Genomic DNA, 14,500 nt, shown 5'->3' with positions numbered 1-14,500 from the left:
ATATACTAAAATAACACTGTTATAATTGTCAAGACATAGTGAGAATCTAATGGACGCTAGAACTAAAATCCTAAATGCAGCCTCCCAACTGTTTTTGGAGGGTGGCGGGAGTGCTTTGAGTGTACGTGCTATCTCTAAGCGTGCAGGACTATCTACCATCGGCATATACAGTCATTTCCAAGGTAAGCAGGGCATATTAGATGCATTGTATATCGAGGGGTTTCATCTGGTACGTGAAGCCATGGATGTCATACCTGATGATGGCAGAGCCAGCAAAGCGCAAGTACTAGAGTCGTGCTTGGGGTATCTCAACGTGGCTGAAAAATATGAAGCGCATTACCGGCTAATTTTTGGAGAGTCTGATGCAGGCTATCAGCCATCAGAGGAAGCCATTGCTGCACGGGACAGCGCATTTGCAAAATTGGTACGAGTCGCAGGATCTTACTTATCCGAAGATACGAGTATGATAGAGCGTCAGCAAATCGCTCTAGACATATGGGCAATTGTGCACGGGTACGTCAGTATCAGTCATCATGTGGTATTTACTGATGGTTTGGACTTGGACTGGAAATCAATGGCGCTGCGTGTGGTTGAAGTACAGCTTGATTCGATAGGTTAGAAGAGGATGAATAAGGTAAAAAATAATACAGTTTTATGAGTAATATAACGCTCATAAATTTGTAAATTAGTATGATATGATAAATATATTACTCATAATCAATAAATTCTATATATAATGAGTAATATATTTATCATATATCTGAGTTGATATGACTGATTTATCACTAACCATACAAGCCTTTCTTGATGATAGCTGGCAAGACATTGCTAAGCTAATATTTAATGATGACAAAGAATTGATAGAGCTTATATATAGTGATGAGACGACAAGTCTGTCTCAAGATAATAAAGGCAGTGATAATTATAGCTATGAGCATTTTTTAGCTGATAATCATTTTGCCGTATCTATCAATTATCCTGTAGAACTATTTGGTACGACAATAACAGAGGGTTGGTTACCTGTCTTAGATGACATGATACCGGCTGGCGCTAGTCGCAGATATTGGATGCAACGTTTAGATTTAACGCGGCTATCAAAGACAGAGCAAGATTATGAGCTGCTCAGGCGTGCAACTATCGCACCGATAGGTCATTTGCGTATCAAAGAGGCTGTCCCTCTACCTACACAAGACGAGCAGCGTTTATTTACGCTGGCTGACATCACGGATCGCGACGTCAATTTTTTGGAGTATGCAAGCGAGCAGGGTGCCATGGCAGGCGGTGCAACGGGTGCTGGCGGTGAGGCCCCCAAGTTACTATTACGCTGGCGTGATGACGAAGCAATTTGGATTGATAATCAGCAACTGGCGGACAGCGAGGACAGGTACTATTTGGTCAAATACCCTCGAGGTCAGCGGACGAGTCTAGACTGTGACATCTTGCGTGCAGAGTATCATTATTATCATGAGTTGACGGCTATGGGGTTTAAGACGATTGATATTGATGGTATGAGGCTAATCGAAGGTGATAGGTATCCCTCATTGTGGTTGCCTCGTTTTGATATTCAGATAGGTCAGTTAGCTTCGCCTTATAAGCGCTTTGCGATGGAGTCTATTTATAGCATGCTGAAGAAGGGTGCTGGTGCTATGTTGGATCATTATGCAGTGATACATGAACTTATTGCAATTATTGAAAGCTCAAACATGGTGGATGAGGGCTTTTATTTTGATAAGCAAGCCTTTGTCATCGAATGGGTACAGCGCGATTTATTAAATATTGCTTTTGGCAACTCAGACAATCATGGACGTAATCATGCTTTTATGCGAGATGCAGACCAGATTTGGCTGACACCTATATACGACTTTGCACCGATGCGTGCAGACCCTGAGGGGATACCGCGTAGCATAAAATGGAAAACGGCAGATGCACGGTCACCTGATAAGCTTGAATCAGGAGGTCGCTATCGCTTTGATTTGATCGCTGAGCAGCTAGCAGACATAGTACCGCCTGAAGTGTTATTAGGCGAGCTTAAAACCACAGCCAAAAATCTGTTGAATTTGAAGACGCGCTTAGCTGATAGGGGTGTGCCTGAGCGCATTTTATCTTTTCCAGCCATTGGTTTTGATTATTTACCCCAAAATTTAGAAGCATGGCGATTGCTGAATTAACATGACCTATATGAACTGTGTGACCTGCATAATTGAGAAACTCAAAGATCGACCGATAGCACAGGCACTATCAAACGTATCGAAGATAAAGGTAGGATGATGAATTACCATAAAGATATTCATGAAGGCAAGGCTTTACTCATCAATAATCACCAAAAACAGCGTGCATCAAAAAACGCGCTGCCACTTGATAGTCATGCACGCAAGGTATTCAAAAACAACGTCGTCGAACAGTTACAAGACGGTATACTTACTCAAGGTGAAGCATTAAAGATATTGCGTGTACAAGTATTAAACGTACGCCAAGAGCAGTTTGCAACGCTCGTAAAAGTATCGCGTAAGACAATATCAGATATAGAAAATGATAATGGCAACTATAGTGTGGATCTGCTTAATCAAGTATTTCGCCCATTTGGCTTGCAAGTAGGCTTAGTACCAATAAAAAACAGATAACATATAACTTAAGAATAGGGGTAGCGACTATGTTTGGCATTATAAAAGACTGGCGTGAGCAGCGTATATTAGACAATAGTGAGTTCACTCATGCTGATTGGGTGCAGGCTGCCAAACGTATCGTTATCTTAGATCGATTAAATGCTGATGAGAGGTCACATTTATTTGATTTAGCGACTTTATTCTTAGCTGACAAATCAATCACTGGTGCCCATGACTTTGAGATTAGCGATGCTGTCAGACAGTCCATTGCACTACAAGCGTGTTTGCCGATCTTGAACCTAAGTCTTGAATGGTATGCTGGCTGGTCGTCTATTATCATCTATCCCGGATCATACAAGAGCAGTAGTACCACAGTAGATGAGTTCGGTATTGTCCACGAAGGTACTCAGCATCGTAGTGGAGAAGCATGGCTGCGTGGGCCTGTCATTCTCTCATGGAAGGATGCCAAACATTCAGGCGAACGCGATGGGCACAATGTGGTTATTCATGAGTTTGTCCATAAACTCGATATGATGAATGGCCGTGCCAATGGCTTTCCACCGATGCAACCCGATATGGATCCTGCACGATGGACAAAGATTATGAGCCGCGATTTTGAGGATTTTCAAACACATCGTAAATCAGGATTAGACCGCTATGGAGCGACCAATCCCGCGGAGTTTTTTGCGGTGCTTAGTGAGGTGTTTTTTGAAACTCCGCAAAAGCTGGTAGATGCTTATCCCGATATTTATGAGATTATGGTGAAGTTTTTTCGTCAAGAGCCTCTCGAGTCAAAACAATAAAACATTCTTTTAAATGAATATATATTATTAAAAATCAGAAAAGGGTAGTACGCTACGATAATTCTTCCTTAATTTTGGTATCCATCTTTGCAGTGTTTAAGTCGTCCATTGATCGTTAATAACCGCAACGAGATAACGTTTGCCTTGATATTCGTCAAATACCAAGCGCAGTACACGCCAGTCCATGCCCGCGTACGCTTCAGTACCATTATAATAAAACTCTACAACCTCTGATTGTGGGTATATTTCTTTTAGGTTATTGATTGAATTACCATTATTGGTTGACTCGTTAACCCTAATGGCTACGTTATCGAACGTTTTACCATTCACCCATGTATCCAAATATGTAGGTAGTGTCGTGATGAGTAAATCGCCAGTGCCGTCTTTTTTGCCCCAAGTAAAGCGAATATTGGACTGATTCAAATACTGCTTATATTGCATGCGACTAAAGACTTTATCAGATTCAGGACGTACATAAGCATACATGGAAAAACGAACGCCACGTGTGGGATGAATGTCATTAGTAATCCTAGAAAAGTCCTTATTTGCCAGTGCGTGTTGTATACGTAATGCTTGCTGTCTAAGGGTTTGATTACTTATGTCAGTACTAATAACCATTGATGGGCTACTTATAGTCTGAGAATTGGTAGTTTCGATGGACTCAGCGGTAGACTGGCAACCAGTCGCAGTCAAAGTAGCTAATAAGAAGCTACTACAGGCCAATGTTACAGGTTTTTTCTTATAAGAAGTGGTCAATATAGCCATAAAAACGGTCCTTGGCAATGAATGAATTAGTTCTACAAATCATCATAGAAACCGATAAAGGGAACAATATAAAAGCACTATGTAATCAAGATCTTGGTAAGTAAACCTGAATGATACGATATTACATCATAGTCCTAATATGGCTATGATGTAATAGACCGTAACACTTATAGGATAAAGCTTGTAGAGACTGACATGTCAACGTATAGAAAGCTAACATTGCTATCAATCATAGGACTGACAACCGTCGGTAGTGCTATAGCAGATGTAACACAAATAGATGACACAAAAGCCGCTATGAAAATCGCTGCCATCACCAAGATGTATAAACAAGACATCGATGACGAAGGTATGAGTAATCCTACCGTGTTACAGCAGTATGCTGATGATGATCTGCAAGCAGCCATACAGCTCGAACAGGATTATTTTGATAAGCACCAAATGTCATGCAATGTGGATTATGATGTGTTGTGGAACTCTCAAGATCCTGACTATAGGCAGGATAAAAAGTTTTCAGTAACTGATAAAGGATTGGTTCACGTCAGCTTAGCGCAAGGTAGCGATATTTATTATGAGTTATCATGTGATGATAAGAATGCCAATTGCCAAGTTGCAGACGTGATCTTAAACAAAGATGGCGATACTTTGCGTAATCATTTGCTTGAAACTTGTCGCTAACAACGGACAAACTAATATTGAAAATACTGAGCCAAGATAAAACACACGGCAAAAAATACAAATTATATTATGACTAATTGCTGTTCAGTCAATTATTAAAATCGTTGGTTTGTTTTCGCATAATGTATATTATGTTAAATGAAGTCTATAAAAGATTGGGTTCATAGATTATGTTCATAGTTCCTTGTACATTAAGTACATGAAAACCAGAATAAGTTAAAACTATTCTATTACTTAAGTTGTCGCAAAATTTGCGACAACTGCTTTCTAAGTATTTAATAAGTTATCGCTATCATTACTATGAACTACCGAATCATCCTCGGTAGTCTCAATTTCGCAAATGACATTTTGCGGAATGATTCAGATCTGGATTAGTACTATTGTCTGCAACCCAACCTTTATTTCAAACTACTTATTACTCTCAATTGAGCGCTAGCCTAGCGATTAAATCCAACCTTCTTCTAACAGGTGCTCAGTATTGCTAACTTTGAACTCATTGCATAAGTCATAAAACGCCATTGGATCTTCGATATTACCGAGCAGCTCACGTTTATTTAGTGCCACAAACAGAGCCAGTGCGTAGGCTGCATTATGAATAGATTTTGCAGGATTAAAAGTAATATCAGTAAAGGCTTGATATTGCATTACCTCTTCATGCAAATGAGGATTTTGCTTTAGTGCATTCACATATAGCCAATCATAAAACGTCGTCAATGGCTCTACGTCCCATTCCATACCGAAGTAGTCGTAACCAGTGAGCTCTCCCGATGTCATCAATCGCTCATCTTTTCTGGCCTGTCTGGGTGCTACGGTCAGCAAGTCTTCGTAAGGACCACCATCTTCAAACACCATGCTGGCTTGAAAAGCATTTTCGACACTATACTGCTTGCCATCATACTCATTAGTGATTTGTAGGCTAAATGGACTCAGCGGAAAACTCAGTTTATTGCCTGATTTGCTGGACAGCTCCAGCACTTGTTTAAACCCATACTTTTTACGAATGACTTGATGCAAGTCATTGATCGTTTTTTTCTTTTGTCTACTCGCAAATCCCACATGCCGCTCAACTCTTACCATATCTGTTTTTACCAGATTATCACTGTTGACTTTGGGCATGAATACAGGTTTATGTTCTATAGCGTTTTGTGTTGGTTCCATAGTAATTCACCTTAATATCAATAATCTTTTATAAGCGCTCTTTTATGTTCGACCTACTATACTCCTAGCTGATTACTCTATTCTCTTGCTCAGCGTTATCCGTTTTGGCTGATAGCTCTTGGTAATCTAATACCACTGCTTGGTCTGAAATAAAACATATCAAGTCAACGCTTGCGGTGGCAGTTTATCTTATTCTTTGTCATTTATCCTACTCTATTTAAATATTATTGATATCCTCTATAGATTCGGCGTAAGTAGTCCATAAAACACTCACTGCTATTCTCAGATTTCTGTAATTAATTATCTGTTACTTGTAGAACTTATTCATTTTTAGGATAAAAGATATAAATACAGACCTCAAAATATACTCTCCTACTTGCATAGAACCGTACTACTACCCTGTTTATTATACTCTATGCAAGCAGAAGGCTACTGATTTAGTAATTAATCGTCTGTAACGCTTACCAAATAAAGTGTTTGGCTTATTTTTTTATAAATTTATGTCTTTAAATAGTGGCTAAAAATGCTCTATAACTCAATTTTTACGTAGTCTACTGGATATATAGGCAAATATGGTACAATTATCCCCAAGTGAACCTTGGGGATAATTGTACGTTTCAGACCTTATAAAATAAGAGATTCTTTATTTTTATAACAAATACCAGTGTCCATATTGGTGTCCAATGACTATTTGTACGTTTTTGAAGAATACTCTTCTTTGGTTATTAACCTTATGCAACTGCCCAATCAAATTTACGGATATACCTTATGGCTGTCGATCACATAAACGATATCAATAAGCTTGAATACCTAGACAAGGACTATTCAGTTAGTGTCTCAGGTGTGGCAGGCTTGAGCATTCGTGTCTATCCAAACGGCAAAAAAGAATACTACCTGCGTTACTCTCATCCGCATATCGAGGGCAAGCGCCCCAGAATGATGCTCGGTAAAGTCGAAGATATTGATTTATATGAGGTGAAGTACAAAGCCGAGACTATCCTCAACATGGTCGCCAAAGGCTCTGACCCTAAAGCTATTCAGCAAAAAGAACAAGTCAACAGATACACACACCTCAAAAATGCAACGTTTTCTGAGATTGCACAAGCATGGCGCGACCACAAAACAGCAGGTCGCCATCAAAATAAGTCTAAAAAATCTGCATTTAGTGACTCTACCCTTAAATTTTGGGACTTATGTTTGGGGTATATGTGTAGCGAGATTGGTGATTTGAGAATGAACGATATTACCAGCGAGATGATACTGAGTGTGTGTGAGTCAATTCAAAACAATGACAATCAAGCCACCTTTGTTGGCGCGAGTACTCGTTTATATACGGAAAAAGTATTCTCATTCGCTGTTGCTCGAGGGTTGTGCGATAGAAATGTGGCGATTGATACCCGTGGTGAGCTTGCACCTGCCAATTCAGGCAATCACTTGCCTGCCATCACCAAACCAGATCAATTTGCGACGCTTCTAAAAGATATGTCTGAATTCAAAGGCGCAAGTAAAATCACATTAGAGGCTATGAACTTATTGCCTTATGTGTTTGTACGTAGTATCGATCTGCGCTCGATGCGCTGGGATGATATCGATTGGGGTACTAATACATGGGCGTTCTCTCCGACCAAAGGCGAAGGACGCGATGACATGGTCTCGCACTTAGTTGTTCCCTTAGCCACGCAAGTGATTACGCGATTACGAAACATTCAGTCAATTACTGGGCATAAGGAATATGTATTTGCCTCGATGCGCGGTTCAAGCAATGCTTATATTAGTAAAGCGACGCTGGTGCAGATATTCCACCGTCTTGGATATAAAGACGTGCAATGTGCGCATGGATTTCGAGCATCTGCTAAAACTTTGCTTATGGAACAGCCTGAGCTACGCTATTCAGATATCGTCACAGAATTACAGCTGGGTCATCGTATCAAAGACACACATGGCGGGGCCTACAACAGACTCGATGAAATCGATACTAGGATACAGATGATGCAAGATTGGGCTGATTATATAGATGAGCTACGAGGTAAATAAATTGCAAGACAATCCTAGAACGTAATTAGGACAAACTTGTACCAAAACCTGTTAGATGTATGAAGAACGTTAGAAACCAACTGAGCCAAACATAAGCAATAGCATGATAATGATCAACAAAACAAACAATTGACCATTAACATTAAGCAGGTCTCACCTATTTATGTTAAATTGCAAAAAACTATAGGATATTGCGCATAAGATAACCACAGTATTATATCCATTCATTTGAGAAGGAGTTTGAAGATGACGTTAGATAACAACGTATTACGTAAACGCACCAGCTTGTTGGGTTCATTATTAGGCGATGCTATTTCTCGCCAATCTGGTGAGCAGACGCTAGATAGAATTGAGACACTGCGCAAAGGCTTTATTCAACAGCGTCGTGAGCCGAATGAGGCACATAAACAGCAGCTTATCGATTTTATTGCTTCTTTGGATAATCAAACCTTAAAAAACGTCATACGCGGCTTTTCTATCTATTTTTTCCTAGCCAATCTAAGCGAAGAGAATTACTTGCGTGAGCAGCGTCATGCGCAGCGTATGCAATCTGAGCAAAGCTGGGAAGGATCATTTCGCCGTACTTTGCTTGAGTGCCGTGAGCGCAATATTGAGCCTGCTCAAATGCAAGAGCTGATTGATCAGCTGAAGTTTACACCTGTATTTACGGCGCATCCTACCGAAGCGCGTCGCCGTACAACGATGAATATCTTACAAAGTCTATTCACGCATAGCGACGCTTTAAACAACGTGTCTGAAAATAGCTTTGCCTACGAGCAAGCTAAAGAACAAACGGCGCAAACGATTGATCTATTATGGTCGTCTGACGAAGTGCGCACCCGTAAGCCGTTGGTATATGATGAGATTAACAATGGCTTGCATTACTTTAATGCCAGTTTGTTCAATGCCATTCCTAAAGTATATCGTAATATCAAAAAAGCCATTGTCGATATCTATCCAGAGCTCACAAACTATCCACTGCCTGCATTTATGAGCTTTGGTTCATGGATTGGCGGTGATAGAGATGGCAATCCTTTTGTGACTTTTGAGACCACAGAACTTGCCGTACTGATGCATGCTGATACCGTGCTGCGTCACTATCAGGTGCTACTCAAAAAACTGCGCCGCCAGCTGATTCATAGTGACACTATTGTCACCGTTTCAGCTGAGGTATATGACAAGATTAAAAGCTATGATGAGCTCGATCAGCGGGTGTTTGACTATAACCTCGATGACTATAGTAATGAGCCATATCGTCGCCTGCTCTCTATAATCCTGACTAAAGTCAAAGCCACCAATCGCCGCATCCAAAGCAAAGGTACGGACAGTGAAGCCGAAAAAGATGCCTATGCCAATCCAGAAGAATTACTAGAAGATCTGCGCATTATCCGTCGAAGTGTCAATACACACGATACGGCACACGCAGAAGGATTACTGCTAGATGTCATTCGTTTGGTCAAAACTTGCGGCTTTCATTTGGCAGCGCTCGATATCCGTCAAGAGTCGTCCTACCATGGCGAAGTGATTGCGGATATATTTGCTAGTGCCTCCAACCTGCCTGATTATCAGACGCTAAGCGAAACCGAACGTCAAGAATGGTTGACGCGCTTGCTAGAAAAACCAGGCACGCCGCTTATCTATACTGACAACCTGACAGACAAGACACGTGAGCAATTGTCATTGATGAATTCAGTCGCTACCTTACGTAAGCTAGTAGGACAGGATACTTTTGGTAGTTATGTGATTTCAATGACCAATAATGCCAGCCAGCTACTAGAAGTGTTGCTGCTCATGCGATTTGCAGGCTTGTGCAGAGTGGATGATGAAGGTCAATTGTCTGCTGATTTGCCAGTTGCGCCGTTGTTTGAAACCATCGAAGATCTCAAAAACATCGATAAAATCTTACCTGCCGTGTTAGACAATCGACTGTATCGTGGTTTGCTACAAAGTGCCGATAACACACAAGAGATCATGCTAGGTTATTCGGACTCTTCAAAAGATGGCGGAATCATCACCTCTGCGTGGCAGTTGTATAGTGCCCAGCAGACCATTAATAGTATTGCTGAGAAATATGGCATCAAAACACGCTTGTTCCATGGTCGTGGTGGTTCAGTCAGCCGTGGCGGTGGATCAACGCACAAAGCCATTGCTGCACAGCCGGCTGGTACACTACATGGTCAGATTAAAGTGACTGAGCAAGGTGAAGTGCTCTATGCCAAGTATGCCAATACGGATACTGCTGTGTTTGAACTGACTATGGCTATCACAGGCACCCTCAAAGCCTGCTCGTCCAGATTCGTGGTGCAACCTCCTGAGTTATCAAATTATGAAGCGCTGTTTGCACGATTGGCAGATGCGGGCGAGCACCGTTACCGTAAACTGACCGATCATACCGAAGGGTTCTATCAGTTTTATTCAGAAGTGACTCCAGTACAAGAAATATCTTTATTAAATATTGGTTCACGTCCTGCTCATCGCAAAAAAGGCCTACCAAGTAAGACCACACTGCGAGCGATTCCTTGGGTGTTTGGTTGGTCGTTAGCACGCTTTACCCTACCTGCTTGGTATGGTGTCGGTAGTGCGCTAGATAGCGTTAAAGCTGATGAAGCTCTCATGAAAGAGATGAATAAGCACTGGCCGTTTTTTAATGTATTTATCAGTAATATTGAGATGGCGTTTACCAAAGCCAATATGAATATTGCACAGGCCTATAGCCAGTTATGTGAAGACGCTGCATTGCGTGAGCAAATAATGGGAGCGGTCATTGATGAACACGCCCTAACCTACTCAGGCTTAAACTCGTTATTAGATCAAGAGGCGCTCTTATCTAGCCAGCAAAATCTAGCTGCCTCTCTTCAATGGCGCGATGCTTACCTAGACCCCATCAACTATATACAGATTGAGCTATTAAAGCGTGCCAGACAGCAAGATACTGTGAGCAGTGAAGATTCTGACGACATTAACGTAGAGGATCCATTAATCCGTAGTATTAATGCACTAGCAGCGGGTTTACGCAATACTGGTTAAGAGCCGTTTTGGGACAAATAAAACACTTATACCAATTGAGGTTTCGTTCGCGAAGCCTCAATTTTTTTAAAACCCTTCAAAAACAGCTTGCTAGATCTCAGTAGTTTAGTGTTGAAGGTACCTTATCAGTTACGCCGTACTGCAGGTCCTAGTGGTGCCATATGGGGTAACGTAGCAAACGCGACTGGCAATGGCGTCACTGGTAGTGGGACCGGTACGAGCACTTCTCAGACAGTATACGTCACTGTCCCGAGTACGGATTTTATGCCCGATCAGTACACCGATACGGTAACCATTACCATCAACTATTGAGGCTCAATACTCACTATCACGGTATAAGGTTTTCTCCGCTTCAGATCTAAAGCCTTCCGCGCTAATCGTAGGCGCGATACTATGTGGATTGGACTGCGCCTGTATGATTTCCTCTTCTTCACGGAACAGTATGTTTTGAGCTTCTTGTTTAAACTCATTATAGTTAATAATAGTGTCTGTTTCTCTAGCATCAGTTATGACATGGCTGGCTTGGATACCTAGGCTCTGGGTGTGTTCTGGGCTAGAAAACAAGGAGAGGTCATGGTAGAGGTCATGGTTTGTAGTCAAACCAGTCCCCGAGTTTGAGGTTTGAGAGAGGGTTGATGAGATGCGATAAGAGACAAATGCGGTCACGACTACAAAAATAAGAAAGACACTAGCTATGGTAAACACAGTGCTTCGTCGTTTACTGTTATTTGTAGGAGATAATGTGCTGGTAGGTCGATTTATACCTTTACTATCTGAATTTTTTAAGCTGTCCATAAGTAAGTACCAAATCAGTCCATATGATTGACGGTTTGCTAATCGCCTTATATGTATAATAATATGGTATTTTTGTTACATTGCAATGTCTTTTGGTACCAATGGGCAGGATCAGATGACCGATGGCACTAAAGTGTCAGTTTTTTACAGCGTTTTTAATAAATTTAGAAAATAGCGGTTAGATGGTGTCAGTTGCTAGATAGAATGTTACGGGATGATGATAGATGCCAACACGATACTACATACTGAATTAATCGTTGGTCTCGCGATATAGTGTGGTCTGTGACTCTTCCCTGAAATCCTCATAAGTGATGGCTGCCTCGGCCTCTGAGGTAGCAACATCGCTGGTAGGCTCTTCCTCTCCCTCATCGCTCACAGGTATGTTTTGTACATCCTCCTCTAGATTGCTTTGTTGTACAACTGGTACTAGCTCGTCGTCGTCAGAGCTGGGTTCTACAGTAGGTTGATTTTCAGCATTAGCAGTAGTTGAATCAGGGTCTACAGCTGGCGTATCGGTTGCAACTGTTGCTTCTGTGCTATTGTCGAGACTACGATCAGCATCAGATGTAGAGGTTGATAATACACCTGTGAATATGAGTGTGAGCACTATTATAGCGATCAGTAATGAACCAAAAATCATACCAATGATGATAGGTTTTTTATTACTGGTGGCAGTACTCTGTGAGGGTGCTGTCTCTGCGATATGTGGTTCTGATGATGACCCTTTAGTATCCGAATCCTCATCAGTAAAAGAAGTATCCGTCTCCTCATTATTGTCTACATACTGATCATCCAAGCTGGTATCGAGGCGCTGGGTTTGCGTATGATCGTTCTTGCTCAGAGCACTGTTAATAACAATATTGTTATTAACAATATTGTTATTAACAGCCTTGTTCCTAGGCGCATCTATACTCGGTCGACTGGTCTGCGACACTGCATTTTGATTCGAAAAATCAAAGGTAGCATTTGTTGTTTTGATATCTACTGGTTCTAAAACTCGCGCTTGATCGCTATTGTCTTCTTCAAAAAGTAGCAGCTCTGTTGCACTCAAAGGCTCAAAAGCAGGTAGCTTGTCTGCTGTGTTCAATGGTTTTGACTTATCCGTGTTACTTATGTTCTCGTCATCTTCAGTGCTTTCAACACGGCTAATAAAACGCTCATAAATGTTGTTTTTGGTACGCTTACGCGACTTTTCTTGCACCAGTTTGGCCAACTCTTCATCAAAGTCAGTACCGATGTTCTTTTTGTCGTCGCTCATAGAATAACACCAAGCCAGTTCGTTCTACTGGCAGTAAATGACTGCTAAAATGAATGATAATTTTCTTGCTAAAATGTAACAGCACCATTAGTTCTCAATATAGTTGCTCACACTCCTATCTTCAAGCACAATTTGTTCGATATCACTAATATTTATGCGTATCATCTCAAATGATTGCATACACACCTATTCAGACAACACCTAATGAAGATTATATATCATGATAGGCTCAATAATATGGATTTAAAACAGCTTAATGCCTTTATTGCGGTCGCAGATTTACGTAGCTTTAGTGCTGCTGCGACAAAAACAGGGCTGTCGCAGCCAAGTTTGAGCCGTCTACTTAAGCAGCTAGAAACCGATATCGGTGTGGTGCTGATTGATCGCTACCATAGACCTCTGCATCTGACTGAAGCGGGCAGTTTCTTTTACGATAAGATAAGCACCATACTGACAGAAATCGAGACCGTGACCAGTATGACCCAGCGCTTATCCGCGCCAAGTACTGCGCTCAACATTGGGTTTGTGCCCTCGGTGCTATATGGTCTACTACCCGAAATCATCGCCAAGCTAAAGCAATCTAACCCTGATATCGAGGTTAATCTAAAAGATATTAGCTCATATCAGCAAATGGAGGCGCTCAAGTCTGGTGATATTGACGTGGGTTTTGGGCGTTTTGCGCATCAAGACCCTTGGATTCAGCAAATACTACTGCGTCATGAGCGCTATGTGGTCGCACTACCCAAATCGCATCCTCTTGCCTATGTAGAGGAGCAGCGGTTGATAGATCTGGCAAACAACCGCTTGATTTTATACCATCAAACGCATTTACCGATAGCAGCCACAGTAACGCCTTCGGCGCACGCTCGTAGTTATTCAGACAACACCCAGTTAGATGAACCAATCAGAGCTGATGCCGGTGAGCAACTTGCATCTAATAAACCAATCACTGAACCTTTACTACATTTATTTGCACAGTACGGCATATCCCCGTATATGACGACGACGGTAAGTGACTTGCAAGTAGCACTAGGTTTGGTCGCGGCTGGAGAAGGTATTACTTTGGTACCTGCCAGCCTAAAGACCGTACGTACCGAACAAATAAGCTATCAACGTTTGGTACACGAAAATGTCACCTCCCCTATCTACTTACATACCCTCAAAGACTTTGTCCACCCAAGTATCTCTAATTTATTGAGCGCCATCTATCAAGTATACGAGCAGCGAGGTATTACTTACCGACCGCAAAAGTTTGTCTCTCAAGCTTAAATGAGCAGATATCGGATAGATATTGTGTTATAAAGAACCGCTAAAAAATAATCACTCACTAATGCTTGATATTAGCGAGTGATTATGCTAACCAAAAAGAATGGCAATGC

13 protein-coding genes are annotated in these 14,500 nt (G+C 41.5%); 9 read left to right on the top strand and 4 right to left on the bottom strand.

All coding sequences use genetic code 11. The annotated features are described in order from the left end of the window. Nucleotides 1-49 precede the first annotated feature (49 nt). The 4 genes from AC5JPY_RS01465 to AC5JPY_RS01450 all read left to right on the top strand — a co-directional run bounded on the left by AC5JPY_RS01465 (nucleotide 50) and on the right by AC5JPY_RS01450 (nucleotide 3,406). A complete protein-coding gene (locus AC5JPY_RS01465) occupies nucleotides 50-619 on the top strand; it encodes a TetR/AcrR family transcriptional regulator (protein WP_319051687.1) in 570 nt (189 codons plus the stop codon). 151 nt (nucleotides 620-770) lie between these two features. Continuing rightward, a complete protein-coding gene (locus tag AC5JPY_RS01460) occupies nucleotides 771-2,168 on the top strand; it encodes a type II toxin-antitoxin system HipA family toxin (RefSeq protein ID WP_493851868.1) in 1,398 nt (465 codons plus the stop codon). Between the two features lie 99 nt (nucleotides 2,169-2,267). Next, nucleotides 2,268-2,621 carry a helix-turn-helix transcriptional regulator gene (locus AC5JPY_RS01455; RefSeq protein ID WP_493851867.1) on the top strand — a complete coding sequence of 118 codons (354 nt, stop codon included), beginning with the start codon at nucleotides 2,268-2,270 and terminating at the stop codon, nucleotides 2,619-2,621. 29 nt (nucleotides 2,622-2,650) lie between these two features. Then, nucleotides 2,651-3,406: a M90 family metallopeptidase gene (locus AC5JPY_RS01450; protein ID WP_493851866.1), complete on the top strand. Its 756-nt coding sequence runs from the start codon at nucleotides 2,651-2,653 to the stop codon at nucleotides 3,404-3,406. A gap of 96 nt (nucleotides 3,407-3,502) precedes the next feature. Here AC5JPY_RS01450 and AC5JPY_RS01445 read toward each other — a convergent pair whose 3' ends face one another. Beyond that, nucleotides 3,503-4,171, bottom strand: a complete 669-nt coding sequence (locus AC5JPY_RS01445; RefSeq protein ID WP_493851865.1) for a hypothetical protein — start codon at nucleotides 4,169-4,171, stop codon at nucleotides 3,503-3,505. Between the two features lie 195 nt (nucleotides 4,172-4,366). On the opposite strand from AC5JPY_RS01445, the gene AC5JPY_RS01440 reads away from it, so the two are divergent. Further along, nucleotides 4,367-4,849 (top strand): hypothetical protein, encoded by a 483-nt coding sequence (locus AC5JPY_RS01440; protein WP_443526466.1) that lies wholly within the window; start codon nucleotides 4,367-4,369, stop codon nucleotides 4,847-4,849. Between the two features lie 444 nt (nucleotides 4,850-5,293). Here the strand turns inward: AC5JPY_RS01440 and AC5JPY_RS01435 are convergent, their stop codons facing one another. After that, the gene (locus tag AC5JPY_RS01435; RefSeq protein WP_493851864.1) at nucleotides 5,294-6,007 is read right to left on the bottom strand and encodes a DarT1-associated NADAR antitoxin family protein; all 714 of its coding nucleotides are present in this window, start codon (nucleotides 6,005-6,007) and stop codon (nucleotides 5,294-5,296) included. A 768-nt stretch (nucleotides 6,008-6,775) separates the two neighbouring features. Here AC5JPY_RS01435 and AC5JPY_RS01430 point away from each other — a divergent pair. The 3 genes from AC5JPY_RS01430 to AC5JPY_RS01420 all read left to right on the top strand — a co-directional run bounded on the left by AC5JPY_RS01430 (nucleotide 6,776) and on the right by AC5JPY_RS01420 (nucleotide 11,380). Next, on the top strand, nucleotides 6,776-8,041 hold the full coding sequence (locus AC5JPY_RS01430) for a tyrosine-type recombinase/integrase (protein WP_493851863.1): 1,266 nt from the start codon (nucleotides 6,776-6,778) through the stop codon (nucleotides 8,039-8,041). Nucleotides 8,042-8,287: 246 nt separating this feature from the next. After that, entirely contained in the window at nucleotides 8,288-11,068 is a 2,781-nt protein-coding gene (gene ppc, locus AC5JPY_RS01425; protein ID WP_493851862.1) for a phosphoenolpyruvate carboxylase, read from the top strand. A gap of 111 nt (nucleotides 11,069-11,179) precedes the next feature. Next, entirely contained in the window at nucleotides 11,180-11,380 is a 201-nt protein-coding gene (locus tag AC5JPY_RS01420; RefSeq protein ID WP_493851861.1) for a spore coat protein U domain-containing protein, read from the top strand. 3 nt (nucleotides 11,381-11,383) lie between these two features. Here the strand turns inward: AC5JPY_RS01420 and AC5JPY_RS01415 are convergent, their stop codons facing one another. Then, a complete protein-coding gene (locus tag AC5JPY_RS01415; RefSeq protein ID WP_493851860.1) occupies nucleotides 11,384-11,773 on the bottom strand; it encodes a hypothetical protein in 390 nt (129 codons plus the stop codon). A gap of 340 nt (nucleotides 11,774-12,113) precedes the next feature. Further along, nucleotides 12,114-13,121, bottom strand: coding sequence for a hypothetical protein (locus tag AC5JPY_RS01410; RefSeq protein ID WP_493843148.1), 1,008 nt, complete (start codon nucleotides 13,119-13,121; stop codon nucleotides 12,114-12,116). A gap of 237 nt (nucleotides 13,122-13,358) precedes the next feature. Here AC5JPY_RS01410 and AC5JPY_RS01405 point away from each other — a divergent pair, with 237 nt between their 5' ends. Beyond that, a complete protein-coding gene (locus AC5JPY_RS01405) occupies nucleotides 13,359-14,390 on the top strand; it encodes a LysR family transcriptional regulator (protein WP_493851859.1) in 1,032 nt (343 codons plus the stop codon). Nucleotides 14,391-14,500 lie beyond the last annotated feature (110 nt).

Source organism: Psychrobacter sp. H27 (genome assembly GCF_059072655.1).
The sequence above is the reverse complement of the archived record's forward strand: the minus strand, read 5'-3'. Positions and strand labels throughout refer to the sequence as shown.

Coding starts and splice junctions, on each gene's coding strand:
- AC5JPY_RS01465 (WP_319051687.1), top strand. CDS start 50: ATGGACGCTAGAACTAAAATCCTAAATGCAGCCTCCCAACTGTTTTTG.
- AC5JPY_RS01460 (WP_493851868.1), top strand. CDS start 771: ATGACTGATTTATCACTAACCATACAAGCCTTTCTTGATGATAGCTGG.
- AC5JPY_RS01455 (WP_493851867.1), top strand. CDS start 2,268: ATGAATTACCATAAAGATATTCATGAAGGCAAGGCTTTACTCATCAAT.
- AC5JPY_RS01450 (WP_493851866.1), top strand. CDS start 2,651: ATGTTTGGCATTATAAAAGACTGGCGTGAGCAGCGTATATTAGACAAT.
- AC5JPY_RS01445 (WP_493851865.1), bottom strand. CDS start 4,171: ATGGCTATATTGACCACTTCTTATAAGAAAAAACCTGTAACATTGGCC.
- AC5JPY_RS01440 (WP_443526466.1), top strand. CDS start 4,367: ATGTCAACGTATAGAAAGCTAACATTGCTATCAATCATAGGACTGACA.
- AC5JPY_RS01435 (WP_493851864.1), bottom strand. CDS start 6,007: ATGGAACCAACACAAAACGCTATAGAACATAAACCTGTATTCATGCCC.
- AC5JPY_RS01430 (WP_493851863.1), top strand. CDS start 6,776: ATGGCTGTCGATCACATAAACGATATCAATAAGCTTGAATACCTAGAC.
- ppc (WP_493851862.1), top strand. CDS start 8,288: ATGACGTTAGATAACAACGTATTACGTAAACGCACCAGCTTGTTGGGT.
- AC5JPY_RS01410 (WP_493843148.1), bottom strand. CDS start 13,121: ATGAGCGACGACAAAAAGAACATCGGTACTGACTTTGATGAAGAGTTG.
- AC5JPY_RS01405 (WP_493851859.1), top strand. CDS start 13,359: ATGGATTTAAAACAGCTTAATGCCTTTATTGCGGTCGCAGATTTACGT.